Source organism: Aeromonas sp. FL131 (assembly GCF_049860615.1).
In the GTDB taxonomy this organism is placed as follows: Bacteria; Pseudomonadota; Gammaproteobacteria; order Enterobacterales; family Aeromonadaceae; genus Aeromonas; species Aeromonas hydrophila.
On the sequence record NZ_CP187595.1, the window covers coordinates 1,637,970 to 1,662,583 of the forward strand.

A 24,614-nucleotide genomic window follows, 5' to 3' on the forward strand; every position below is an offset into this window, starting at 1 on the left:
CGTTACATCCCTTCAAGCTTGAGCACTTGCCACACCATCAGGCTGTGATATTGCTCGATATTGAGCTCGGGGTGGTCCGACAGGGGGTAGATGACCCAGACTGGGCCCTTGTTGCGCAGGGTCAGAGCCTTGCCATCTTCCTCGATGGCCAGCAGCACGGGGTATTTCTCGACATCTTGCCGCGGGATCACCGCGAAGTAGTCGTTCTGGGCCATCACTTTTATCTTGTCGGCAGTGACGCCGAGGGTATCGAGCACCGTCTTGAGCAAGACGCCGCGATAGACATGGGAGCCCTTGGTCCAGGGAGTGGTAGTGGTGACGCTGGCTTGCGGCAACGCTTGCAGCTGGGCACGGCTGTACTCCTTCTTGTCGGCGTTGTTGCAGCAACCCTTGGCGGCGACGCTGAGGATGACTTCATCGGCACTGTAGGCCTGACCGCAGAAGAGTAAAGACAAGAGGTAAAACAGGGGTAAGGTTAGCGCTTTCATGGTTGGTTCCTTATGGGCAACTTATTGATATCCAGCCTGTTGAGGCCATTTCGCTCTAACCATAGACCATTTCCGAATGACTATTGATGATGGTTTCAGGTAACCACAAGGCCTCATTTTCTTCACATCTATTACACAACCGGCACGTGCCTTGCCAAATTGATCCAACTCATCTTTTTATCAATTAGATGAGGGTATCTGGGTGAGGCTACCACCAGAGTTCATATTCTGATTTAAATTCAATGTGTTTACTCGGCCCCAGACACGGGATGTTTCACGTTGGCAGATGTGGACACGCATCATGAACAGCAACACCCCATACACCCGCAGCGGTGAGCACATTTCCCAGCAGGTAGACCTGCGCCAGGTGGTATACGCCTTGTCGGCGTCGCTGGATCTGGTCGGCATCGGTGATGTGGCGCACGGCAAGCGGGTCGGCATCATGGCTGCCGAGTGCGGCAAGGCGCTGGGAGCAAATGCCAGCGAGCGAGCCTGTCTGTTCGAACTGGGGGTGCTGCACGACATCGGCGTCTCCTCCACCTTTATTCATTGTCATCTGGTCAGCGAGTTTGACTGGGAGTCCTCCCAGTTCCACTGCGAGGTCGGTCATGACCTGCTCAAGGACTTTCCGCCGCTGGCGCCGCTGGCGGAACCCATCCGTTACCACCACACCCACTGGCACCGGTTGCTACAAACCCCTGGCCTGGCGGCGGGCGTGATGCGCCAGGCCAATCTCATTTTTCTGGTGGACCGGGTGGATGCCCTGGCGGCACCTCATTACGGCGACGGCTCCCTGTTGATGCACACCCACGAGATCCGGCAACGGATCGAGGCGTGTGCCGGCGAGTTTTTCGATCCCGAGCTGGTGGCAGCCTTCCTCTTGGCGTCTCGCTCGGAGGCGTTCTGGCTGCAACTGGAGGGGCGTGCCATCAGCGACTACATGCACGACATGCTGAGCGAGCGGGAACCCTGTCTCACCAGCAACGGCGAGCTCAAGCAGCTGGCGCGGATCTTCTCGGCCATCGTCGATGCCAAGAGTCCCTTCACCGTGGCCCACTCCCTCGGCGTGGCCAGACTGGCCCGGCTGCTGGCCGAGCTGATGGGCATTGAAGAGGGGCACTGCGAGCAGCTGGAGATTGCCGGGCTGCTGCACGATCTCGGCAAGCTGCGGGTGCCTGACGAAATCCTCGACAAGGCGGGGTCACTCGATGAACGGGAGCGGGCCATCATCAATACCCACAGTTTCGAGACCTATCAGATCCTGCGCCATATCGACGGCTTCGAGGCCATCGCCCTGTGGGCTTCCTATCACCATGAAGAGCCCAATGGCTGCGGTTACCCCTTCCACCTGACCGCCGAAGCGATGCCGCTGGAGGCGAAGATCCTGCGGGTGGCCGATATCTTTCAGGCCATGGTGCAGAACCGACCCTACCGGGAGGGGTTGAGCGCCGGGCAGGCGCTCAGCTTTTTGCAGCAACTGGCCAGCCAGAGCCGGGTCGATGTGGAAGTGGTTGCGACCCTGGCCGCCCATCTGCCGCAGGCGCTGTGTGCCGCCTGCGGACAGGCGCCTGACGTCAGCTCAAGTCACTGACGGGCTGCCCCTGCTGGCTGCGCCGTAGCCTCTGCGGGGACAGGTCTAGAGGAACATGCCGCCCGAGGCTTCGATGCGCTGGGCATTGATCCAGCGGCTGTCAGGGGAGAGCAGGGCGGCAATCACGCCGCCGATGTCTTCCGGCTGGCCCACCCGTCCCAGGGCGGTCTGACTGGCGATGAAGTCGTTGACGACCTGATTGTCCCGCACCACACCCCCGCCAAAGTCGGTTTCGATGGCCCCCGGCGCCACCACGTTGACGGCGATGCCGCGCGGCCCCAGCTCCTTGGCCAGATAGCGGGTCAGCACTTCGACACCCCCCTTCATGGCCGCATAGGCGGCATAACCGGGCAGCGCAAAGCGGGTGAGCCCGCTCGACAGGTTGAGGATGCGCCCGCCATCGTGGATCAACGGCAGCAGCTGTTGCGTCAGAAAGAACACCCCCTTCAGGTGAATGTTGAACAGGGTATCGAACTGCTGTTCGGTGGTCTGTTCTAGGGTCGCGTGAATGCCGATGCCGGCGTTGTTGACCAGAAAATCGATCTGCTGGCGCTGCCATGCGCTCAGCAGCTCGCGCACCTGGTGGGCGAAGCTGGCAAAGCTGCTGCTGTCGGCCACATCGAGGGGCAGAGCGTGGGCCTTGACGCCGAGTGCGGTCGCCTCGGCCACCACGGCCGCCGCGTCATCGGCCTGACTGCGATAGGTGATGATGAGGTCGACGCCGCGAGCGGCGAGGGTCAGCGCCGCCTGTTTGCCAAGGCCGCGGCTGGCGCCGGTGATGAGTGCGATGGGGTGGGCCATGTGGGAACTCCTGTCTGTGGGTAATGCGCTCGGGATGAGCCGGTGTGATCACTCTATTGTCCATTGTTGATTGGATAAATAAGTTGATAATGAATGCACTGTTCCAATTGGCGAGACAATGGCGGCATGGATCAACTGGATGCGATGAGGATGTTTGTGCGGGTGGCGGAGCTGGAGAGCTTTACCCGCAGTGCCGAACAGCTGGGTGTTCCCAAGGCGACGCTTTCGGCGACCATTCGGCGGCTGGAGGAGCAGATGGGCACCCGCTTGCTGCACCGCACCACCCGACGGGTGCAGCTGACCCCGGATGGCAAGCTCTGTTACGCCCGCTGCCAGGATCTGCTGGCGGACATGGAGGAGTTCAACGCGCTGTTTCGCCAGCAGGGGCAGCTGAGCGGCCAGCTGCGGGTGGACATGCCGAGCCGGATGGCCCGCCATCTGGTGATCCCGGCGCTGCCCGCCTGGCTTGCGGCCCACCCCGACCTGCAACTGCTGCTGAGCAGCACGGACCGGCGGGTCGACCTGGTGCGGGAGGGCTTTGACTGCGTGATCCGGGTCGGGGCACTCGAGCCCTCCAGCCTGGTGGCGCGCCCCCTCGGCCACTACCGCCAGATCAACTGTGCCAGTGCTGGTTACCTGGCCCGCCATGGGACACCGCGCAGCCTGAGCGAGCTGACTGATCATCGGCTGGTGCACTACGGCGGTGGCAGCGGGCCCAAGGAGAGTGGTTTCGAGTATCTGCAGGCGGATGGCTCGCGCGCCGTGCTGGCGATGAGCGGGGCGCTCACGGTGAACGACAGCGAATCCTATCTGGCGGCGGCGCTGGCCGGTCTTGGCATCATCCAGCTGCCGCGAGTCGGGGTGGAGCCACTGCTGGCCAGCGGCGAGCTGGTGGCCATCCTGCCAAAGTGGCAGGCGCCGCCGCTGCCCATTCATGCCCTCTATGCCCATCGCCGTCAGCTGGCCCCCCGGGTGCAGGCGTTCATCCAGTGGCTGAGCGGCATTCTGGCATCAGCTCTGGAGCCTGAGGGACTGCGCGATGGCGGGCAGCAAAGCGTCGGGGGCGACGCGGTCGATTGACTCGTTGACGTTTCTCTCATCGGCGGCCGGCATTGCGGGCCTCTCTATGGTTGCCATCGACAATCCCGGTTTGGCGCAAGGAGGGCAGCTTGGGCATAATAGCGCCCCATGTTGGCCGCCCCTTTGCTGCGCGGCCAGACCCAGCAACAGTGCAGAGGAGATAAGATGAAATTTATCGGAGCCCACGTCAGTGCGGCCGGCGGGGTGGAGAATACCATCGCCCGCGCCCAGGCCATCGGCGCCAATGCCTTCGCCCTGTTTACCAAGAACCAGCGCCAGTGGCAGGCGGCACCGCTCTCCGAGACCAGCATCCGCGCCTTCAAGCTGGCCTGCGAGAAGGGCGGCTTTCGCCCCGAGCAGATCCTGCCCCACGACAGCTACCTCATCAATCTGGGTCATCCCGACCCCGACGGCCTCGCCAAGTCCCGTGACGCCTTTCTGGACGAAATGAAGCGCTGCGAACAGCTGGGGCTCTGCTACCTCAATTTTCATCCGGGCAGCCACCTGAAGCAGATCCCGGAGGCGGCCAGCCTCAAGCTGGTGAGTGAATCCATCAACTGGGCGCTGGAGCGCAGCCAGGGGGTGACGGCGGTGATCGAAAATACCGCTGGCCAGGGCACCAACCTCGGCTGGTCGTTCGAGCATCTGGCCACCATCATCGACGGGGTAGAGGACAAGAGTCGGGTCGGCATCTGCTTTGACACCTGCCACGCCTTTGCTGCCGGTTATGACCTGCGCACTGCAGACGCTTGCGCCGCCGTCTTTGCCGAGTTCGAGCAGACGGTGGGCTTCCAGTATCTGAAGGGGATGCATATCAACGGCGCCAAGTGCACCTTCGGCAGCCGGGTCGATCGCCACCACAGTCTGCGCGAGGGGAACCTGGGGGAGGCGGTGTTCCATCACATCATGAATGACCATCGCTTCGACGGCATTCCGCTGATCCTGGAGACCATCGACGAGTCCATCTGGGGCGACGAGATCCGCTGGTTGCGCAGCCTGGCGAAGGCATGATGACTGACTGGCAGACAGCATAAGGAAACAGGGATGCAAGATAGATCAAGCGACCAGCCGCTGCGCTGGGGGATTGCCGGGGCGGGGGCCATTGCTCGCCGTTTTTGTCAGGATGTGAACGGGCACGCCAGTGGCAGCCGGGTGGTGGCGATCGCCGCCCGTGATCAAGCGCGGGCGCAGGCCTTTGCCGACGAGCAGGGGCTGCCCCACGCCCATGGCAGCTATCAGGCGCTGGCGGCCAGCCCCCAGGTGGAGGCGGTCTATGTGGCGGTGATCCACCCGGAGCACGCCGCCCTGATCGAACTCATGCTGCTGGCGGGCAAGCACGTGCTGGTGGAAAAACCGGCGGTGACCCGGGTGGCGGACTGGGATCGGCTGGTGCGGCTCGCCGCCGGGCGGGGCCTGCTGCTGATGGAGGCGATGAAGGTGATGTGCTTCCCCGCCATGCGCGAATTGCTGGGGCGGCTTGCGGCTCTGCCGGCCCCCGACAGGCTGCGGGCCGCCTTTGGTTCGGTGCAGGCGCGGGACGGCAAGCTGTTTGACCCGGCGCTGGCCGGCGGCGCCGCCTGGGATGTGGGGGTCTACCCGCTCTGGCTCTATTCCGCTCTTTGTCACCAGCTCGGGCTGGCGGCGGGTGAGCCCGAGGTCACGCTGTCTCGCCAGGCGGGCGAGGTGGACGAAGCCGCCCGCTTTGATTTTTCCGGCCCGCTCAAGGCCGAACTTGCTGCCTCCATCGTCGCGGATCTCGACAAGTCGGCCTGGCTGTCCGGGCCCGGCTGGGCGCTGGAGCTGGTGGGCAAGTGGTGGAATCCCCAGCAGATAGCGTGGCGTGGTGGCGATCCTCTGCCTGCCTGGCCATACGACATCGCACTGCCGGTCGGGGGCGGCGGCATGCAGCACGAGGCGGATCACTTTGCCGCCTGCGTCAGACAAGGATTGAGCGACTCGCCCTGGGTGCCGCAGGCGCTGAGCAGACAAGTGCTGGGCTGGGTTGAGCGGGGATTGCTGCCCGCGAAACGCTGAGTTACAAGGCTGAATGACAAAGAGGGAGAGCCTGGGCTCTCCCTCTTCTATTGCTGCCGATACTCCGGCGGCAAGGGCAATGCCGGGCAATAGGCTGCCCGATCATCCCATTGGCTCAGGTGCTGCTGGCATCGCTGTGCAACACATCCTCCTGGGCGCGGCAAAATTGCAGAAAGCGGCGTAGGGTGGCGGAGTGATACTTCTGCCGGTGCCAGATGAGGGAGAGCTGACGGGGGAAGCGACGGGTCAGGGGCAGGGCCACCAGACGGCCGGCCTGCAACCGATCCGACACCGCCAGGTGGGAGATGAAGGAGATGCCGAGCCCCTTCTCGACCGCCAGCATCACCGCCTCCAGAGTATTTAGCTCGAGCCCCGTCTGCCAGCGCGGCAGTTCGGGCTGGATCTGCTGCTCGAACTGCTCGCGGCTGCCGGACTGGGGCTCGCGCAGCACCCAGGTCTCATCGCTCAGTTGGGCGAGGGAGAGACGGCTGCGACCGGCGAGGGGGTGAGCGGGCTGGGCCACGATCAGCATCTCGTCGTGGAGCCAGGGCTCGCTGACCAGATCCGGGTGGTGGTTCTCCCCCTCGATCAGCGCCAGATCCAGCTCGAAGTTGGCCAGCAGGTGGCAGAGCTGGTGGGTATTGGTGATGGTGACGCGGGGCGGCTGCCCCAGCTCCTGCTTGCTGGTGGCGAGCAGGGCCGGCAGCAAGTAGTTGCCGATGGTCTGGCTGGCGCCCAGACGCAGCTGGCCGCTCGGTTCGGCATCCGGGCTGAACAGGGTCTCGATGTCCTGCATGCGGGTCAGCAGCTCCTCGGCCGCCGGTTGCAGCAGTCGCCCCTCGTTGTTGAGCTGCAATCTGGGGTGAATGCGATCGAACAGCGGGGTGGCGAGCTGGCGCTCCAGCTCCTGCAACGACTGGGAGACGGCGCCCTTGCTCAGGCACAGTTCATTGGCGGCCAGCCCCAGATTGCCGTAACGGGCTATGGTGGCAAAGACCTTGAGTTGTTGCAGGGTCAGCTTCATGTTTGGATATCCTGAACGATTGATTTAATTCATTTAGATATCGTAAACGATACGGGGCCATTATCCTATGCCCATCGTCTCTCATCAGAGGTTTCAGACATGATCGCAAGAACCCGTCAATCCTTAGGCAAAGCCCCGACTCCCATGGCAGGGCTGGCACTCGGGATCGCCAGTCTCGGTTGGTGCTGGGAAAATGCCGGTCACTTCGATGGCCGTCTGCAGTTGCTGGGGGCAGCCATTGCCGCCGTGCTGCTGGTGATCCTGACCTTCAAGTTTTTGCTGCACCCGCGCCTGCTGTGGCAGGATCTGGCCCACCCCGTGGTCGGCAGCGTGGTGCCCACCTATGCCATGGGTACCATGGTGGTCTCCAAGGCGGTCGGCATGCTGGACGCCGGTCTGGGCGAGGGGCTCTGGCTGTTTGCCGTGCTGCTGCACCTGGCGTTCCTGGCCACTTTCGTCTGGCATCGGGCCAAACAGTTTGAAATCCACCACATGGTGCCGAGCTGGTTCGTGCCGCCGGTGGGGATCATAGTCGCGGACGTCGCCTTCCCGGGCGGCCAGTTTGCGGCGCTGGCCAACGGCCTGCTTTGGTTCGGCATGCTCTGCTACGGCCTGATGCTGCCGCTGATGCTCTATCGCCTCATCTTCAGCCATGAAGTGCCGGATGCCGCCAAGCCGACCATCGCCATCCTGGCGGCCCCCGCCAGCCTGTCACTGGCCGGTTACCTGACCGTGAGCGAGGAACCCTCCTTGCTGCTGGTGGCCGTGCTGCTGGGGATTGCGGTGCTGATGACCGGCATCATCTATCTGGCCTTCATCAAGCTGCTGCGTCTGCCGTTCTCACCGGGCTACGCCGCCTTCACCTTCCCGCTGGTGATCGGCGCCACCGCCCTGTTCAAGGTGAGCCATCTGGTCGAGCAGTGGCCCCAGGCGGCCGAGTATGTCGAGCAGATCCGGCTGCTGGCCCACTTCGAACTGGGCGCCGCCACCTTGATCGTCGGCTATGTGGCCCTGCGCTACCTGATGTTCTTCCTGCCGCTCGACGGCAGCGACGAGGTGGCGCACGGCATGGTTCGTCGCTAAGAAGAAGACGGCGAGAGCCGGGATACGGGGCGTTGATGAGCAACCTTGCATCAGACAGGGGCCATCAACCGGATAATGACCAAGCGCTTCACCCTCGGGTGAAGCGCTTTTTGTACCGGTTCTGGCAGCGAAAGGTGCCATTCATGCCCGTTGGCGCCCCGTTTTTTGCGCCAGCGCCCAGCCTGGGGAGACAATGATGAATTTCACTGGTATTACCTGTCAGGACGAATACAATGCAGCTCCATTTTCTTAGCTTGATCCCCATCCATGTCTTCCCATGATCCCGTGTTTGACACCCGCTTCGAGGCCAGATTCCTGCATCCACGCTATTGGCTGAGCTGGCTGGCGCTTGGCGTACTGATGCTGCTGGCCTTCGTGCCGGTCCGTCTGCGCGACCGTCTCGCCGCCGCCCTGGCACCGCTGGTGTTCCGTATCTCGAAAAAGCAGATCTATATCGCCAGAACCAACCTGGCACTCTGTTTTCCGCAAAAGAGCGAGGCCGAACGCGATGCCATCCTGATGACCTCGATCCGGGTCGGTCTCAAGAGTCTGCTCGGCTTTGGCGAGTTCTCCGTGCGCAGCCCCGCCTATCTGATGAGTCGGATGCAGGTCAGCGGCTGGGAACATATCGAGGCGGAGCAGGCCGTCGGCCGACCGGTGATCCTGGTGGTGCCCCACAGCTGGCCGGTGGATGCGGCTGGTTACTACTTCACCCAGCGCGGGGTGCCCATGTGCACCATGATGAAACGGGCACGCAACCCGGTCTTTGACTGGCACCTCAATCGGGCCCGGGCCCGCAACGGTTGCCGAGTCTATGAGCGCAGTGCCGGCATCAAGGCGGTGATCCGCACCATCAAGGGCGGTCGCAGCTTCTTCTATCTGCCGGATCAGGATCATGGCCGCGAGAAGAGCATCTTTGCCCCCTTCTTCGGTCACCCCAAGGCGACGCTGCCGGCGTTGCCACGGTTGGTGCAGGTGAGCGGCGCCAAGGCGGTACCGCTGCTGGCCTGTTATGACGAGGCCAAGCACTGCTACCGGCTGGAGATCGACGCGCCGTTTGACAACTATCCCACCGAGGATGTGATGGCCGACACCTGCCGGATGAACGACATGGTGCAGCAGCAGCTCTGCCGCGACCCCGGTCAGTACATGTGGTTCCTCAAGATCTTCGATACCCGCGAAGATCAGGTGGGCCTGGATGGTCGCTACGAGGCGGGGATCCAGCGCATCCGCAGTGGCTTGCAGCCGCTACCCTGAGGCGGCACGCCTTTATGTCATATGGCCCTGCGGGGCCATTTTTATTGGCGATGGTGACTCGTCATGAGGGAAGAGCTTCCTTGCCTGCCAGCCCGGTGGCCGGGGGGCGTGGCCGCCAAAGTGGAAAAATTTGTCAGGATAATTAAAATAACCGTTTATTTTCTATGACTTGATGGCGGCCATGTCCTCACACGATCCGGTTTTTGACACCTCATTTCATCCCCGTCTGCTGCATCCGCGCTGGTGGGGCAGCTGGCTGGCGCTTGGTCTGCTCTGTCTGCTGGCGCTGGTGCCCCATGGTCTGCGCGACCGGCTCGCCAACCGTCTGGCGCCCACCCTGCTGCGGATTTCTAAGAAGCAGGCCTACATTGCCGAGACCAACCTCAAGATCTGTTTTCCCGAGCTGGACGAGGCTGGCCGTCAGGCCCTGCTGCTCAAATCGATCCGGGTCGGTCTCAAGACCTTCATGGGCTTTGCCGAACTGACCCTGCGCAGCGCCGCTCATCTGGCCAGCCGGGTCAAGGTGCGTGGCTGGGAGCATATCGAGGCAGAGCGGGCCGCCGGCCGGCCGGTGATCCTGGTGGTGCCCCACACCTGGGCGGTGGACATGATCGGCCGCTACTTCGCCATTCGGGGGCTGACCATGTGCACCATGATGAAGAGCCCGAAGGATCAGGTATTTGACTGGTACATCAACCGCGAGCGGGCCAAGGGCGGCAAGGTATATGAGCGCAGCGTCGGCATCAAACCTGCCATCAAGGCGATCCGCAGCGGCGCCAGCTTCTTCTATCTGCCGGATCAGGATCACGGCCGTGAAGCCAGCATCTTCGTGCCTTTCTTCGGCCATCCCAAGGCGACCCTGCCGGCCCTGCCCAAGCTGGTGAAACTGACCGGCGCCAGGGCGGTGCCCATTCTCGCCTGTTATGACGAGGAGGAGGGCTGCTACCGGCTGGAGATCGAGCCGCCTTTCGACCCCTATCCCGGTGCGGATCTGGTGGCCGATGTCTGTGCCATGAACGGCATGGTGGAGCAGCAGCTGCGCCAGCATCCCGAGCAGTACATGTGGTTTCTCAAGATCTTCGAGACCATGGAGCACCAGCAAGGATCGGATGGGTTCTACGAAGAGGGCATTAAGCGGATCCGTGGCGATCTCCCTCCCGGGGAGTGAGGCCGGCCGACCCGGCGGCGCGGGTTATCGCACCGGGATCATCGCGGTTGCCGGCACGCCGGGTGCCGTCAGGAAACAGGGATAGGCAAGTGGCCCGGGAGGGGCTATCTTCTGATGCGCAAATAGGGTAAAAGGGCGGCCATGAAAATTCCAAATCGAATCCAACCTCTGGTTGATGACGGCCTGGTCGATGACGTCATCAGCCGGCTGATGAGCGGCAAAGAGGCCGACGTCTATGTGGTGCGCTGCGGCGACGAGATCCGCTGCGCCAAAGTCTATAAAGAGGCGTCCAAGCGCAGCTTCAAGCAGGCCGTGGTCTATCAGGAAGGGCGCAAGGTGCGCGGCAGTCGTGATGCCCGTGCCATGGAGAAAGGCTCCAAATACGGTCGCAAGCAGCACGAAGAGGTGTGGCAGAACACCGAAGTGGATGCCCTGTTCAAACTGGCTGCGGCCGGGGTGCGGGTGCCCAGGCCCTATGTCTGCCTCGATGGCGTGCTGCTGATGGAGCTCATCACCGACGAAGAGGGCAATGTTGCCCCCCGCCTCAACGACGTGGCGCTCTCTGCCGAGCAGGCGGTCATCGACCATGGCAAGGTGATCCGTTATGTGGTGCGCATGCTCTGCGCCGGCCTCATCCACGGCGATCTCTCCGAGTTCAACGTGCTGGTGGATGAACAGGGCCCGGTCATCATCGACCTGCCCCAGGTGGTGGACGCCGCCGCCAACAACCAGGCCAGGGCCATGCTGGAGCGCGACGTCAACAACATGCGCAACTACTACGGCATGTATGCCCCCGAGCTGCTCAAGACCCGCTACGCCCGGGAGATGTGGGCCCTGTATGAAGATGGCAAACTGACCCCCGACAGCGAGCTGACCGGCTTGTTCGAGGAGAGCCGCGAGCAGGTGGATCTCGACTCCGTGCTGCACGAGATCGAGAGCGCCCAGGAGGAGGCACTGGCCCGTCAGGCCAGGATGAAGGCCGAAGAGGAAGACAGCTACTGATCTTGCTAGTGGCCGTGGTCAGTGAAAAAAGAGCGCCTTGTGGCGCTCTTTTTTATTGTCTGCCGCTCAGTCCTGGCCCCTTGGCCGGGGCCAGCCGGTAAAACCGGAGCCAGCAGCGATCGCCGGCATGGTAGCGGCGATCCAGCCATTGCCCACCGGCGGCGGCAATGACCTTGAGCGAGGCGGCATTTGCCTCGTCACAGCTGATGAGCACGGGCTCGCTCAGCACATGGCGCTGCAGCCAGCCGAGCAGGGTGCGGGCGACGCCTTCACCCCGGCGGGTGGGACGGGTCTCGTAACCGATGTGGCCAAGCCACTGACAGGTGGCGGAGTTGTCGCCGTGACGCAGGCGCAAGGTGGCGAGGATCTCTTCCCCCTCGAGGGCAAAATAGGTGGTGGTAGATGGGTAGCCCGGCGGCAGATGCAGCCCATCGGCATGGGCGAGCAACTCCTGCAGCCACTGCTCCGGGTCGAATTGCGCCACCTGATAGAGCGGCAACCCGGCGGCGCCACATTCGGCCACGTAGCGGCGGTAGGCGGGGGCGTCGGTCAGCCGAGCGGCCCGGCACTCGATGGGGGGTTGCATCAGGTCTGGGTGGCCAGGGGCCACAGCGGCCTGGGTTCGCTGTGGTGCGGCTCCTGGATGCAGGCACGCTGGCGGCCGGCCTGCTTGGCGGCATAGAGTGCCCGATCCGCGCGTGGATAGGCCTGCTCGAAGCTCTCGCCCTGCTGCAGCGAGGTCAGCCCGATGCTGAGGCTGATGGGGCCGCCGGCCAGCGGCCGGGTGGCATCTGCTACCCGTTGCTGCAGGGTCTGGCAGCAGGCCGGCAGGGTCTGCGATGTCTCCATCACCAGCAGTGCCAGCTCGTCGCCGCCAAGGCGGCCGGCCAGCCCCGCCGGCGGCAGGCTCTCCCGGATCACCCGGCCCACCGCCCGCAACATGGCATCGCCTGCGGGGTGACCGTGGCGGTCGTTGATCTGCTTGAAGTTGTCCAGGTCGATCAGCAGTAACTGCCAGGGGCGGGCACTGCGACAGGCGCGCGCCGCCAGCTGCTGCTCGAAATGGTGGCGGCTGTCCAGCCCGGTCAGGGCATCCAGGTTGGCGCGCCGCTCCAGCTCGCGCTGGGTGGCAAGCAGCGCCTGCTGCTGGCGAGTGTGCACCAGGCTCAGCAAAATGAAGCTGCGGGCGATGGTAAAGAGCAGGCTGAGCAGGATCACCGGGCCGAGCAGGGGATCGGTGAGGCTGGAGGCGGCCGACTCCGGCCACCACTGATGCTTGGCGATCCTGACCAGCTGCAGGGCCAGTTGCAGGGCGAGCAGCAGGATGGCGAAGCGCAGCACCCGGTAGGCGGGTGCCAGTCGCTGATAGCGCCAGAGCTGCCACAGCAGCAGGCATATCTGCAGCGAGATGGCCCCGGAGAGCACCACGATCCGGCTGTGTATGTCATCCGCTGGCAGTTGCGCGGCGGTGACGGCGAACAGCAGGAAGCCGGCGAGGGCGAGGAGCGGGCAGAGCCAGCCGAAACGGTCGGCTTCGCGCCGAAAGAAGTGGCGCAGCCCCCGCTCATAGAGCAGCGGGGTGGCGATGATCAGCAGGTTGGTGAGCAGGATATTGGCAAGGGAGCTATCCCCCGTGAGGGTTCGCAGCAGCAGGCAGCCAAAGGCGGCGGCGATGGCCAGTTCGCTGGCCGACCAGTAGAGCAGGGAGCGCAGCGGTCGCTGGGTATGCCACAGGTAGGCGAAAATGGCCGCGACCCCGATGTGCGACAGGCTGACGAACAGCACCAGACTCAGCAACTGGGCCGAGGAAAACAGACTCTGCATCAAGGGTGTGGGCTCTTCCTGCCGGGAACGGCGCAGCGACCTCAGGGCCGGGTGACTGGGCCGGATCACAGCATGAATTGCGCCGCTGAGCAATGGTTTAAGTGATCCGTGCACGATCGCGGCAACAACCGCCACAAGAGGGCTGCTGACTCGATTAATCAGGGGCGGGGCATGACGCCGGGGCGTTTATGCTTCCCCCCTTCTTGGATCAGTTGCTCACGACCGGCAGCCGCATGACGGTGGCCTCCCGGCCGAGGTGGGCCAGCAGGCGGCGCACGTCGTCGAGGCGGATAAGCAGGGTGGCGGTATTGACCAGCGGGTGGCACTGCACCCGCTCGGCCTGCCAGATCGTTTCATCCACTATCAGTTCCACCGCTTTTTCCCTGTCGCGCACCATGGCGAGCAGGGTGACCGAGCCCGGGGTGAGGCCAAGCACGGATTCCAGCCGCTCGGGCGAGCCAAAGCTCAGCCGCTTGACCCCAAGGGTGCTCGCCAGCGCCTTTAGGTCGACCCGGCTCTCTTCAGGAGTCACCACCAGAAACAGTCGCTCGCTCTTCGGGTCGCGCAAGAAGAGGTTCTTGGTCTTGGCGGCGGGCAGCTTGGGCAGCAGCCGGCTGGCCTCCTCGCAGGTGAATACGGGGGCGTGATCGATGCGCTGATAGGGAATGGCCAGCTGATCCAGCAGAGAGTAAAGCGCCACCATGACCTCCTGATGTCGGGTGAAGAGTGAGTGTTGGATGAATGGCGCGGCGAATAAAGCTGCCACCGGCAGTCGCTGCCAGTCTGGCCGAGCTTACCAGTTTGCGGCGCGGCTCGCAGCCTGGCGTGGTCATTGCGGCTGGGCGTGCCGATTGCAGCAAAGCACTGTATGAACGTACAATGGTTCCATCCCAGCGTTGACCCCAGTAGCCTGCATGACCGAGATCAAGCCTGTTCCTCCCGTTACTCTGCCACTCGATGGCTTTATCCTGACCCGTCACGGGCGGGATGTGCGCGGTCGCAACGGACATGGCGAACGCACCGAGATCGTGATGTGGCTCTGGAGCGCGCAGGGGCCGGTGCGCCTGGTGGTGCCGGGGCAGGAGCCGGTCTTCTTCCTGCCCCAGAGCCATATGGAAGAAGCCGCCGAGCTGTTCAAGGGGGCAGGGGTGAGCGGGCGGTTTCGCCGCCTGCCGATGCACACCTTCGACGGCCGCGCCGTGGTGGGTTGCTACTTTGCCACCTTGAGCGCCTTTCACCGCGCCATCGAGCTGCTGCTCATCCGCGGGCTGGAGCACTTCGAGGCAGATATCCGGCTGCCGGAGCGCTATCTGATGGAGCGTTTCATCACCGCTGGTGTGCGCTTCGAGGGACGCACCCTCAAGAAAGGGGGCAAGCATGGCTACTGGGAGGTGAACGAGGCGCGCTGTGCGCCGCAGGCGGTGACGCCGACCCTCTCCTGGGTGTCGCTGGACGTGGAGTGCGCCATGGACGGGGCGCTCTTCTCGGTGGGGCTCTACAGCGAAGAGGATGCGCGAGTCATCATGATCGGCGTGCCGGAGGCCGATGCCGACAGCTGGGGGACCCAGGTCGAGTGGGTGGCGGACGAGAGCGCCCTGCTGAGTGCGCTGGAGCGCTGGTTTGTGCGGCACGACCCGGATCTGGTGATCGGCTGGAACGTGGTCAACTTCGACTTTCGCCTGCTGCTGCGCCGCGCCGAGCTCAACAAGCGGCGGTTGCGGCTGGGGCGCGGTCACGAGCTCTGCTTCTGGCGCTCATCGCGCAACGACCCCCAGAGCGGCAGCGTCATCATTCCCGGACGCATGGTGCTGGACGGCATCGACACCCTCAAAAGCGCCACCTGGCAGTTCCCGAGCTACAGCCTGGATGCGGTGGCGAGCGAGCTGCTCGGCCGTGGCAAGGATATCGAGGACGTGGCCAACCGGGGGGAGAAGATCACCGAGCTGTTCCACTCCGACAAGGAGGCGCTGGCCCGCTACAACCTGGAAGATTGCCGGCTGGTGTGGGAGATCTTCGATTTCTGCCACCTCATCCCCTTTGCCATCGAGCGTGCCTCCCTCACCGGCCTTGAACTGGACCGGGTTGGGGGCTCGGTGGCGGCATTTACCAACCTCTACCTGCCGCGGCTGCATCGCGGCGGCTACGTGGCCCCCAATTTGCCGGCCGACGGCGGGCTGGCGAGCCCCGGTGGCTATGTGATGGACTCCAAACCCGGCCTCTATCGCCACGTGCTGGTGCTCGATTTCAAGAGCCTCTATCCCAGCATCATCCGCACCTTCTGCATCGACCCCATGGGGCTCATCGAGGGGTTGCAACACCCAGAACACGCCATTGCGGGCTTTCGCGGCGCCATGTTCTCGCGCGAGCGCCACTTCCTGCCGGATCTCATCGCCACCCTGTGGGCGGCGCGGGATCGGGCCAAGGCCGCCAGCAACAAGGCGCTCTCCCAGGCCATCAAGATCATCATGAACTCCTTCTACGGGGTGCTGGGCTCGGGGGGCTGCCGCTTCTATGACCCGCGGCTTGCCTCCTCCATCACCTTGCGCGGTCACGGCATCATGCAGCAGACCCGGGAGTGGATCGAAGGGGAGGGCTTCGAGGTGATCTATGGCGACACCGACTCCACCTTCGTGCACCTGGGGCGGGATGCCAGCCCCGAGCAGGCGGACGAGATTGGCCGGCGGCTGGCGAAGATGATCAACGACAACTGGGCTGCGCTGATCAAGCGCGAGTTCAACCTGCCAAGCTATCTGGAGATCCAGTACGAGACCCACTATCGCCGCTTCCTGATGCCCACCATTCGCGGGCTGGAGAAGGGGAGCAAGAAGCGCTATGCCGGGTTGGTGGCAGGCGATCAGGCAGGTGAAGAGGAGCAGCTGGTGTTCAAGGGGCTCGAATCGGTGCGCACCGACTGGACGCCCCTTGCCAAGGCGTTTCAGACCCGCCTCTATGAAATGGTGTTTCACGACCAGGATCCCAGCGGCTATGTGCGCACCATGGTGGACGAGACCCGGGCCGGCCAGCACGACGAGTTGTTGGTCTATCGCAAGCGGCTGCGCCAAAAACTCGAGGAGTACCAGAAGAACGTGCCACCTCATGTGCGGGCGGCGCGCCTGGCGGACGAGGAGAACCTGCGCCGCGGCCTGCCCCAGCGCTACCAGCACAGGGGCTCCATCGCCTACCTGATGACTCTCAATGGCCCCGAGCCGCTGGAATACCGGCGCAGCGCCATCGACTACGAGCACTACATCGACAAGCAGTTGCGGCCCATTGCCGATGCGATCCTCCCCTTTATCGGCGAGTCGTTCGAGCGGATCTGCGGCCAGCAGCTCGATCTCTTTTAAGCGGTGTGGCGCGGGGAGAGGTTGACCCGCCAGGCATGGTTGAGCATGTGGCGGCTGCCGCCGTGCGGACGTCGGGAGAAGCTGGAAAGGGGAAATGCAAAAAGCCCGCTCGAGGAGCGGGCTTTTCTAATCTGGTGCGTCCTAGTGGATTCGAACCACCGACCCCCACCATGTCAAGGTGATGCTCTAACCAGCTGAGCTAAGGACGCAGGGTGCGCAAGGCGACTTTATCTGATTGCAGGGGAGTGGTGGGTTTAATTGGATTCGAACCAACGACCCCTACCATGTCAAGGTAGTGCTCTAACCAACTGAGCTATAAACCCACATCTGTGTTCAACCGGATTCGAACCAACGACATCGCCTACGCCATGTCAAAGTACTGTTCTAACCAATTGAGCTATAAATCCACATCTGCAATATATTCAAGCTGTTATGGTGCGTCCTAGTGGATTCGAACCACCGACCCCCACCATGTCAAGGTGATGCTCTAACCAGCTGAGCTAAGGACGCATAACAGGTTTCCATGATGGTGCGTCCTAGTGGATTCGAACCACCGACCCCCACCATGTCAAGGTGGTGCTCTAACCAGCTGAGCTAAGGACGCATTACGGAAAAGTGGTGGGTTTAATTGGATTCGAACCAACGACCCCTACCATGTCAAGGTAGTGCTCTAACCAACTGAGCTATAAACCCACTTTGCAAACCGGGTCACAAACCCGTTTCACCACACCAGCACTGCTGGCGTGGTCGGCATACTACCCATGCCCCCCAAGGCTGTCAACAGGCCGCACGCACAAAGCAGACTGTTTGCCCAGTTCTTGCGCAGCCTGTTGATTTTGCAGGCGAGTTTGCCCTATTGCGCCTTGGAGAGGGCGCTGCAGGCCTCCGGGCTGGCAAAGCGGCCATAGATATGACGCAGGCGGGCACCCAGCATCAGGGCGGCGCCGGTCAGGCCGACGATGAAACCGATCCAGAAGCCCTGCGGCCCCATGCGCGGCACCAGCCAGTCGGTCAGCCCCAGGATCATGCCGGTGGGCAGCCCCAGTCCCCAGTAGGCGACGATGGTGACGTAGAAGATCGCCTTGGTGTCCTTGTAACCACGCAGGGCGGCTGCGGCCACCACCTGCACCGAGTCGGAGATCTGGTAGATGGCGGCGAAGAACAGCAGTATGGCCGCGAGGGTGATCACCTGCAGGTCGTCGGTGTAGATACTGGCGATATGCTCGCGCAGCAGCACGGTGAGGGCGGCGGTACCGGCAGCCACCGCCATGCCCAGCATCAGGCCGGTGCGGGCGGCGACGCGGGCGTGCGCGGGCTGACCCTCGCCGATGCTGTGGCCGACCCGGATGGTGACACCCACCCCAATCGACAAGGGCAGCATAAACACCAGGCTGGAGAAGTTGAGGGCTATCTGGTGGCTCGCCACCGTCTCCGCACCGAAGGGGGCCAGCATCAGGGCCACCACGGTAAACAGGGTCACTTCGCAGAAGATGGCCATGGCGATGGGAAAGCCTAACCGGAACAGGCGCCAGATCCGGCTGCCGTTGGGGCGGGCGAGCCGGGAGAAGAGGTTGATCTCCTTGAAATGAGAGGAGAGCTTCACATAGACGATCATCGCCAGCAGCATGGCCCACAGCACGATGGCGGTGGCCACGCCGCAGCCCACGCCACCGAGCTTGGGCATGCCGAAGTGACCGTGGATGAAGACATAGTTGGCGGGGATGTTGACCGCCAGCCCCACGAAGCCGATCACCATGGTCGGCATGGTGTGGGAGAGCCCCTCGCTGAAGTTGCGCAGCACCTGGAAGAGTACGAAGGCGGGCAGACCCCACATGATGGCGTGCAAAAAGCCGGTGGTCTTGGCGGCCATGACGGGATCCACCTTCATCAGGTGCAGCGCCAGCGGGCTGAAATAGAGCGCCAGCATGGCGATCGGGATCACCATCAGCGCCAGCCAGAAGCCCTGATGCACGGCGGGACGTACATCGTCCCGCTTGCGGGCCCCGTTGAGCTGGGAGACGATGGGGGTGAGCGCCATGATGATGCCCTGGGTCAGCAAGATGATCGGCAGCCAGAAACTGGATGCCACCGACACCGCAGCGAGATCCACGGCGCTGACCTGGCCCGCCATCACGGTATCGACGAAGCTCATGGCGACCTGGGCCACCTGGGCCACCAGAATGGGACTGGCTAGACGAACGAGTTGCCTCGCCTCGGACCAATAACGTTGCACTGACACCTCCGAGTGGATCAGATAAAGCGTAAAAAGAGCGGGTAGCGGGAAGAGCCTTTGCACTCCCGAAACGGGAATGCAAAGTGCGGGGGGGTCATTCTAGCCTGAAATTCATCCGGGACGAAACGTTTGGCGCAAGGGCCGGATCAGGCGTCTTCGTGATCGCTGATCAGCAGGTTGGCGGCGGCGTAGGCGGCCTGTTCGCGCAGATCCGCCGGTACCCGCTCGTCCGATGCCACGGCATTGAGCGCCCTGATGGTGGCGGCAATCGCCTGTGGCACATAGCCCTGCTCCCCGGAGCCAATCTGGTTGTAGGCGATGCGAATGGCCTCACAGCATTGATATACCTGCATTTTTATTTCCTTGTCAGCGCTGGTTTGAATGCCGTCACTATAGCGATCGGCCGCCTGCTTGTCAGCCAGCGCGCTTGTCTGGGGCCCGTGGCGAGGTTACCCTGCCTTTTTTCGTAGCAGGAGACGAGACATGTTCACCGGCATAGTACAGGGGACCGCCGAACTGGTGGCCATCGACCAGCTGCCCAACTTTCGTACCCACGTGATCCGCATGCCGAGCCCGGCCTGGGGCGAGGGGCTGGCGCTGGGCGCCTCCGTGGCCCACAACGGCTGCTGCCTGACCGTCACCCGGGTCGAGGGGGAGCTGGTCAGCTTCGATCTGATGCAGGAGACACTGCGCCTCACCAACCTCGGCCAGCTGCAGCCCGGGGACAAGGTCAACGTGGAGCGGGCTGCCCGCTTTGGCGACGAGATTGGCGGCCACGCCATGTCCGGCCACATCATGGGCACCGCGCAGGTGGTGTCGGTCATCGACACCCCCAACAACCGGCAGGTATGGTATCGCCTCGCCCCCACGCTGATGAAATACGTGCTGACCAAGGGTTACATCGGCATCGACGGCATCAGCCTCACCGTGGGAGAAGTGCGCGGCTGCGAGTTCTGCGTCAATCTCATTCCCGAGACGCTGGCTCGCACCAACCTGGGTTGGGTCAAAGCCGGTTGGCACACCAACATCGAGATCGACCCCCAGACTCAGGCCATCGTCGACACGGTGGAGCGGGTACTGGCGGCCCGTCAGCCGGGGTAAGCTGACCAACGCGCCCTCAGGGATTTGCCATAGAAAAGGGCCTGCATCATGCAAGCCCTTGGCGATCTGGTGGGTGGGTTCACTGGCAGTCAGAACATCTGTTCGTCGTCTGCGTCCACAAACAGTTGCAGGCAGTCGCGCGCCTCATCCCGATGCAGTCGCAGATGGATGGGGTTGCAGCAGGCCATGCAATCCTCGTAGAACTCCTGATCCCCCTGGCTGGCATCCAGCTCGACCCGGGTATGATGGCCACAGTGGGGGCAGACGATGCGCTTGCTGGTGTACTCGATCATGATGACCTCCTCGGGCCCGTGGGCCGCCTATCTCCCCTGATTCTAGTTGGTTCGCTCTGTCCTGACCGCGAGCAAGCGCACGTTTATGACCGGGATCAAGGGAGGCAGGAGGTCAGTCCGGCAGCGCCTGCGTGCTGTTTACTTGACCCAGTTGGCCAGCATCTCGGCATCCAGCTCGGTGAGCGAGCGCAGCTGATGATCGGCAATGGCCAGACGAGGATCGCCCACCAGCGCGGGGTCGGGTACGATCAAGGCCTTCATGGAGGCCGCCTTGGCCGCCAGCAGGCCGGTGAAGCTGTCTTCGATGGCCAGGCAATGCACCGGCTCCACCCCCAGCTTCTCGGCGGCGTGGATATAGACATCCGGGTGCGGTTTGCCGAAGCGCTCCACCTCGGCGGAGTGAACCGCCAGGAAGCGATCGCGAATGCCGAGCTTGCCGAGCACCGCTTCTACCATGGCAAAGGGGGAGGAGGTCGCCAGACCAATTTTAAGGCCTTGCGCCTCAATGAGATCGAGTGCCTCCAGCACGCCGGCCTTGGCCTGACCTTCGGAGAGGATCAGCGCGTTGACCCGATCCAGAATGCGCTGCACCACCTCTTCCTGGCTGGGGCCGCTCCAGGGGCGCAGGCGATACCAGTGGGCCACCAGCTGATCGATGCGCACGCCGATGGTCGATTCGCAATCTTCCACCGTGTGGGGATGCCCCAGCTCGGAGAATACGGCCATCTGGGCCCGTTGCCAAAAGGGTTCCGAGTCGATCAGAACACCATCCATATCGAAGATCACGGCAGTTAACATCTTGTACTCCTGACATAGGTGAAGGGGGGATTATAAGCGAGGTGCCTCAATGCAAAAGGGGCATTGCCATGCCCCTTGCGCCGGATCACGCAGGTAAACGTTTGTTTGCGCGAGACAAAAAACAGCGGTCAGAAAATCACGTCCACCCTGGCGGCCACGGCTTTGGCCTGCTCGACCGCCTCGCGGCAATCTTCAGCCCGGGCCAGCGCCACGCCGAGCCGGCGGCGACCGGCGATCTCCGGCTTGCCAAACAGCCGCAACTGGGCACCCGGCACCAGCGCCAATGCCTCGCCAATCCCCTGATAACGGATGTCCTGGCTGTGACCCTCGCGCAGCACCACGGCGGAGGCGCTCGGCCCGTACTGGGTGATGGTGCCGACCGGCAGCCCCAGAATGGCGCGCACGTGCAGGGCGAACTCGGAGAGATCCTGGGAAATCAGGGTCACCATGCCGGTATCGTGGGGGCGCGGCGAGACCTCGCTGAACCAGACCTCATCACCCTTGATGAAGAGCTCGACCCCGAACAGGCCGTAACCACCGAGGGCCTCGACCACCTTGGCGGCGACTTCTTTGGAGCGGGCCAGCGCCAGTTCACTCATCGCTTGTGGCTGCCAGGATTCGCGGTAGTCGCCATCTTCCTGCCGATGGCCGATGGGCTGGCAGAAGTGGATGCCGTCGACGGCGCGTACCGTGAGCAGGGTGATCTCGTACTCGAAGGGGACGAAGCCCTCGACGATCACCTTGCCGCGGCCGGCGCGACCGCCCTCCTGGGCATAGGTCCAGCTCTCGTCGAGCTTGGCGAGATCGCGCAGCACGCTCTGGCCCTTGCCGGACGAGCTCATCACCGGCTTCACCACGCAGGGCAGGCCGATGGTGTCAACGGCGGCGACAAACTCCTCCTTGCTCTGGGCAAAGCGGTAGGGGGAGGTGGGCAAGCCCAGCGTCTCGGCAGCGAGGCGGCGGATCCCCTCCCGATTCATGGTGAGCTGGGTGGCGCGGGCGTTCGGCACCACCTTGACGCCCTCCTGCTCCAGGGCGGCCAGGGTATCGGTGGCGATGGCTTCAATCTCGGGAATGATGAGGTCGGGTTTGACCTCGGCGACCAGGGCGCGCAGGGCGGCGCTGTCCAGCATGTCCAGCACATGGGCTCTGTGCGCCACCTGCATGGCGGGGGCATCGGCATAGCGGTCGGCGGAGATCACCTCGATGCCGAAGCGTTGCAGCTCGATGGCGACCTCCTTGCCAAGTTCGCCGGAGCCCAGCAGCAGGGCGCGGGTGGCGCCGGGGCGGGTAGCGGTTCCAAACATGTGATCTCTCCTGATGTCGTGAGTGATGGTTGATGGCCGCTATTGCGCGAATAGCGGGCAAAAAAAGAGGCACGCATGGCGTACCTCAGGAAACGGATTTGTGGGCGCGCTGCTCCAGATGGGTGAGCAGGGTGATGGCGCCGATGATGATGGCGGCCCCGAGCCACAATCGGCCGGGTGGCGCCCAGCCAAACACCAGCCAGCCGGCCAGCACGTTCATCGGCAGCTTGGCAAAATCAAAGGGTTGTACGAACGAAGCCTCGGCCACGCTGTAGGCGCGGGCGATGGACATCTGGGCCAGTGCCGACAGCACGCCGGAGGCGGCCACCAGCAGCCACTGGGTTTCGCTCGGCCACTGCCACTCCGGCAGCGCCAGCATGGCGTTGAACGGGGTACTGAAGATGAGCAGGTAGACGACGATGGTGTGGGACGACTCGCTCGCCGCCTGATAGCGCACCAGCAAGGAGTAGCCGGCCCAGAACAGGGCCGCCGCCACCGGCAGCAGCGAGGCCCAGCTGAAATCGTCGGTCCAGGGGGCCAGGATCAGCATGGCGCCGACAAAACCGGCCAGGGTCGCCATAATGCGGGCCCGGCTCACCTGCTCTTTGAGAAAGAGCGCCGACCCCAGGGTGGCAAACAGCGGCGATGTCATCAGCAGCGCAATGCCCTGCCAGATGGGCACGGGCACCGCCAGCGCCCACAGCCAGAACTGGATGCCGACCACCGCCAGGGCGACCCGCAGCAGGTGCAGCCGCAGCTGGTTGGTCATCAGCGACTGGCGCAGACCGTGACGAATGAGCCAGGGCAGCAGGCAGATCAGGGCAATCAGATATTGATGGAAGGCGACCTGGGTCGAAGGAAGGCCGAGCTTGAAGCTGACATACTGGCTCAGGCTGTTGACGGCGGCGAAGCAGAGGCCCGCTACCATCATCCAGACTGCACCGGCAAAGGGAGAGTGCCTGCGCGAGGGTGTCATGGGATCCGGAACGCTGAAAAAAGTGCGGCGGATCATAACGGCAATCGTTTGTTCTGCCAAGCCTTGGCGGGGCGGGGGAGCGGTGGCTGGCGAGAGAGTGAGCTAACATCAAATATTTTGAATAAGTTGAGCATCTATTTTCGCTATCTGTATAGAAGCCCAATGTTTAGAGTGACCTCCATCGACAGCACCGCTGTTCAACCGACAACCAAATGGAGTTTCACCATGGCCAATATCCTCGTACTCAAGTCCAGCATCCTGGGCCAATATTCCCAATCCAACGCCCTGATCGACGGTTTTCTGGCCGACCATCAGTCCGACACCGTCACCGTGCGTGATCTGGCGGCCCTGAACCTGCCGGTACTGGATGGCGAGCTGGCTTCTGGCCTGCGCGGTGGTGAGAACCTCAATGAGCGTCAACTGGCCGTGCTGGCCCAATCCGACGAGCTGGTTGCCGAGTTGAAGGCAAGCGATCTGGTGGTGATTGCCGCCCCCATGTACAACTTCAACATCCCGACCCAGCTGAAGAACTGGATCGATCTGGTGGCCCGCGCCGGCGTCACCTTCCGTTACACCGAAACCGGTCCGGTCGGCCTGGTGGAAAACACCCGCGCCCTGGTGATCAGCCCCCGCGGCGGCATGCACGTCGGCAGCGCCACCGATCTGGTGACCCCCTACATGCGTACCGTGCTGGGCTTCATCGGCATCAAGGACGTGGACTTCATCTACGCCGAAGGCATGGGCATGGGCCCGGATGCCCAGGCCAAGGGCATCGAGCAGGCCAAAGGCCAGCTGGAGACCCTGGCACTCTGATCAAGACGGCACTTTGCCAGACGTCAGAAAGCGACAACGCAGCCCTCGGGCTGCGTTGTCTGTTTTGGGGCCTTGCGGCGAATGGGGCCGGGTAGGTCAATCCCGCAGAAAACGGCGACAGCCGCTGCCGACCATCAGGCAGACCGCCACCAGAGAGCCCAGCAGCAAGGTGGTAAGCCACTGCTCGGCGCTGTCGGGCAGGCGCGGTGACAAGAGGCTGATCATCAGCAGGGCACAGAGGGTGATCAGGCTGGTTGGGCGGGTCAGGAACATCATGGGTCATCCTTGGCTGCGGCTGGTGAGTAGAAGGCTAACCGCGGTCTGTGACAGCAAGATGTATCCATACCTCTTGCCGCAGGTCAGTTGACCGGGGTAGCCATCACCATAGCAGCTTTTG

Annotated in this window: 24 protein-coding genes and 5 tRNA genes; 11 read left to right on the forward strand and 18 right to left on the reverse strand. The window is 63.2% G+C overall.

Annotated elements, in window-relative coordinates:
* Positions 1–2: 2 nt before the first annotated feature.
* Positions 3–488 carry a molybdopterin-dependent oxidoreductase gene (locus ACPW75_RS07705; RefSeq protein ID WP_077095518.1) on the reverse strand — a complete coding sequence of 162 codons (486 nt, stop codon included), beginning with the start codon at positions 486–488 and terminating at the stop codon, positions 3–5.
* Between the two features lie 301 nt (positions 489–789).
* Between ACPW75_RS07705 and ACPW75_RS07710 the strand changes: the two genes are divergently transcribed.
* Positions 790–2,079, forward strand: coding sequence for an HD-GYP domain-containing protein (locus ACPW75_RS07710; RefSeq protein WP_179101328.1), 1,290 nt, complete (start codon positions 790–792; stop codon positions 2,077–2,079).
* A gap of 45 nt (positions 2,080–2,124) precedes the next feature.
* On the opposite strand, the gene ACPW75_RS07715 is transcribed toward ACPW75_RS07710, so the two are convergent.
* Entirely contained in the window at positions 2,125–2,880 is a 756-nt protein-coding gene (locus ACPW75_RS07715; protein ID WP_077095516.1) for an SDR family NAD(P)-dependent oxidoreductase, read from the reverse strand.
* A gap of 126 nt (positions 2,881–3,006) precedes the next feature.
* Here ACPW75_RS07715 and ACPW75_RS07720 point away from each other — a divergent pair, with 126 nt between their 5' ends.
* From ACPW75_RS07720 to ACPW75_RS07730, 3 genes are all read left to right on the forward strand, one after another.
* A complete protein-coding gene (locus ACPW75_RS07720) occupies positions 3,007–3,960 on the forward strand; it encodes a LysR family transcriptional regulator (protein ID WP_077095515.1) in 954 nt (317 codons plus the stop codon).
* A 165-nt stretch (positions 3,961–4,125) separates the two neighbouring features.
* Positions 4,126–4,971 carry a deoxyribonuclease IV gene (gene nfo / locus ACPW75_RS07725; RefSeq protein WP_077095525.1) on the forward strand — a complete coding sequence of 282 codons (846 nt, stop codon included), beginning with the start codon at positions 4,126–4,128 and terminating at the stop codon, positions 4,969–4,971.
* Positions 4,972–5,004: 33 nt separating this feature from the next.
* Positions 5,005–5,994, forward strand: coding sequence for a Gfo/Idh/MocA family protein (locus ACPW75_RS07730; RefSeq protein ID WP_077095514.1), 990 nt, complete (start codon positions 5,005–5,007; stop codon positions 5,992–5,994).
* A 115-nt stretch (positions 5,995–6,109) separates the two neighbouring features.
* On the opposite strand, the gene ACPW75_RS07735 is transcribed toward ACPW75_RS07730, so the two are convergent.
* Entirely contained in the window at positions 6,110–7,018 is a 909-nt protein-coding gene (locus tag ACPW75_RS07735) for a LysR substrate-binding domain-containing protein (protein ID WP_077095513.1), read from the reverse strand.
* A gap of 99 nt (positions 7,019–7,117) precedes the next feature.
* On the opposite strand from ACPW75_RS07735, the gene ACPW75_RS07740 reads away from it, so the two are divergent.
* From ACPW75_RS07740 to ACPW75_RS07755, 4 genes are all read left to right on the forward strand, one after another.
* On the forward strand, positions 7,118–8,101 hold the full coding sequence (locus ACPW75_RS07740; RefSeq protein ID WP_043168602.1) for a TDT family transporter: 984 nt from the start codon (positions 7,118–7,120) through the stop codon (positions 8,099–8,101).
* A 267-nt stretch (positions 8,102–8,368) separates the two neighbouring features.
* Entirely contained in the window at positions 8,369–9,358 is a 990-nt protein-coding gene (gene lpxM, locus ACPW75_RS07745; RefSeq protein WP_077095512.1) for a lauroyl-Kdo(2)-lipid IV(A) myristoyltransferase, read from the forward strand.
* A gap of 172 nt (positions 9,359–9,530) precedes the next feature.
* Positions 9,531–10,526 (forward strand): lipid A biosynthesis acyltransferase, encoded by a 996-nt coding sequence (locus tag ACPW75_RS07750; protein WP_043161760.1) that lies wholly within the window; start codon positions 9,531–9,533, stop codon positions 10,524–10,526.
* A gap of 141 nt (positions 10,527–10,667) precedes the next feature.
* Positions 10,668–11,528, forward strand: a complete 861-nt coding sequence (locus ACPW75_RS07755) for a PA4780 family RIO1-like protein kinase (RefSeq protein WP_043161761.1) — start codon at positions 10,668–10,670, stop codon at positions 11,526–11,528.
* Between the two features lie 52 nt (positions 11,529–11,580).
* Here ACPW75_RS07755 and ACPW75_RS07760 read toward each other — a convergent pair whose 3' ends face one another.
* The 3 genes from ACPW75_RS07760 to ACPW75_RS07770 all read right to left on the reverse strand — a co-directional run bounded on the left by ACPW75_RS07760 (position 11,581) and on the right by ACPW75_RS07770 (position 14,055).
* Complete coding sequence (locus tag ACPW75_RS07760; RefSeq protein ID WP_179101327.1) at positions 11,581–12,114, reverse strand: GNAT family N-acetyltransferase; 534 nt, start codon at positions 12,112–12,114, stop codon at positions 11,581–11,583.
* Positions 12,114–13,352 carry a GGDEF domain-containing protein gene (locus ACPW75_RS07765; RefSeq protein WP_179101326.1) on the reverse strand — a complete coding sequence of 413 codons (1,239 nt, stop codon included), beginning with the start codon at positions 13,350–13,352 and terminating at the stop codon, positions 12,114–12,116. The genes ACPW75_RS07760 and ACPW75_RS07765 overlap by 1 nt, the downstream gene beginning before the upstream one ends.
* Positions 13,353–13,560: 208 nt before the next feature.
* Positions 13,561–14,055 (reverse strand): prolyl-tRNA synthetase associated domain-containing protein, encoded by a 495-nt coding sequence (locus ACPW75_RS07770; RefSeq protein ID WP_161785090.1) that lies wholly within the window; start codon positions 14,053–14,055, stop codon positions 13,561–13,563.
* Between the two features lie 211 nt (positions 14,056–14,266).
* Here ACPW75_RS07770 and ACPW75_RS07775 point away from each other — a divergent pair, with 211 nt between their 5' ends.
* Positions 14,267–16,696 (forward strand): DNA polymerase II, encoded by a 2,430-nt coding sequence (locus tag ACPW75_RS07775; RefSeq protein ID WP_077095508.1) that lies wholly within the window; start codon positions 14,267–14,269, stop codon positions 16,694–16,696.
* Positions 16,697–16,828: 132 nt separating this feature from the next.
* Here ACPW75_RS07775 and ACPW75_RS07780 read toward each other — a convergent pair.
* The 7 genes from ACPW75_RS07780 to ACPW75_RS07810 form a co-directional block, all read right to left on the reverse strand.
* Positions 16,829–16,905: transfer RNA gene (locus ACPW75_RS07780), tRNA-Val, on the reverse strand.
* Positions 16,906–16,942: 37 nt separating this feature from the next.
* Positions 16,943–17,019, reverse strand: a tRNA-Val gene (locus ACPW75_RS07785).
* Positions 17,020–17,129: 110 nt separating this feature from the next.
* Positions 17,130–17,206 (reverse strand) — tRNA-Val (locus ACPW75_RS07790).
* Positions 17,207–17,223: 17 nt separating this feature from the next.
* Positions 17,224–17,300, reverse strand: a tRNA-Val gene (locus ACPW75_RS07795).
* 12 nt (positions 17,301–17,312) lie between these two features.
* Positions 17,313–17,389 (reverse strand) — tRNA-Val (locus ACPW75_RS07800).
* A gap of 160 nt (positions 17,390–17,549) precedes the next feature.
* Positions 17,550–18,929: an MATE family efflux transporter gene (locus tag ACPW75_RS07805; protein ID WP_077095507.1), complete on the reverse strand. Its 1,380-nt coding sequence runs from the start codon at positions 18,927–18,929 to the stop codon at positions 17,550–17,552.
* Between the two features lie 146 nt (positions 18,930–19,075).
* Positions 19,076–19,282: a YaeP family protein gene (locus ACPW75_RS07810; protein WP_005301307.1), complete on the reverse strand. Its 207-nt coding sequence runs from the start codon at positions 19,280–19,282 to the stop codon at positions 19,076–19,078.
* A 130-nt stretch (positions 19,283–19,412) separates the two neighbouring features.
* Between ACPW75_RS07810 and ACPW75_RS07815 the strand changes: the two genes are divergently transcribed.
* Positions 19,413–20,030 (forward strand): riboflavin synthase subunit alpha, encoded by a 618-nt coding sequence (locus ACPW75_RS07815; RefSeq protein ID WP_077095506.1) that lies wholly within the window; start codon positions 19,413–19,415, stop codon positions 20,028–20,030.
* Positions 20,031–20,119: 89 nt separating this feature from the next.
* On the opposite strand, the gene ACPW75_RS07820 is transcribed toward ACPW75_RS07815, so the two are convergent.
* From ACPW75_RS07820 to ACPW75_RS07835, 4 genes are all read right to left on the reverse strand, one after another.
* Positions 20,120–20,323 carry a CPXCG motif-containing cysteine-rich protein gene (locus tag ACPW75_RS07820; protein WP_005301298.1) on the reverse strand — a complete coding sequence of 68 codons (204 nt, stop codon included), beginning with the start codon at positions 20,321–20,323 and terminating at the stop codon, positions 20,120–20,122.
* Between the two features lie 138 nt (positions 20,324–20,461).
* Complete coding sequence (gene hxpB / locus ACPW75_RS07825) at positions 20,462–21,121, reverse strand: hexitol phosphatase HxpB (RefSeq protein WP_077095505.1); 660 nt, start codon at positions 21,119–21,121, stop codon at positions 20,462–20,464.
* 128 nt (positions 21,122–21,249) lie between these two features.
* Positions 21,250–22,428 (reverse strand): formate-dependent phosphoribosylglycinamide formyltransferase, encoded by a 1,179-nt coding sequence (purT, locus tag ACPW75_RS07830; RefSeq protein ID WP_077095504.1) that lies wholly within the window; start codon positions 22,426–22,428, stop codon positions 21,250–21,252.
* Between the two features lie 85 nt (positions 22,429–22,513).
* Complete coding sequence (locus tag ACPW75_RS07835; RefSeq protein WP_179101325.1) at positions 22,514–23,404, reverse strand: DMT family transporter; 891 nt, start codon at positions 23,402–23,404, stop codon at positions 22,514–22,516.
* A gap of 225 nt (positions 23,405–23,629) precedes the next feature.
* Here ACPW75_RS07835 and ACPW75_RS07840 point away from each other — a divergent pair, with 225 nt between their 5' ends.
* Positions 23,630–24,217: an FMN-dependent NADH-azoreductase gene (locus tag ACPW75_RS07840; protein WP_179101324.1), complete on the forward strand. Its 588-nt coding sequence runs from the start codon at positions 23,630–23,632 to the stop codon at positions 24,215–24,217.
* Positions 24,218–24,313: 96 nt separating this feature from the next.
* On the opposite strand, the gene ACPW75_RS07845 is transcribed toward ACPW75_RS07840, so the two are convergent.
* The gene (locus ACPW75_RS07845) at positions 24,314–24,493 is read right to left on the reverse strand and encodes a hypothetical protein (protein ID WP_039214394.1); all 180 of its coding nucleotides are present in this window, start codon (positions 24,491–24,493) and stop codon (positions 24,314–24,316) included.
* Positions 24,494–24,614 lie beyond the last annotated feature (121 nt).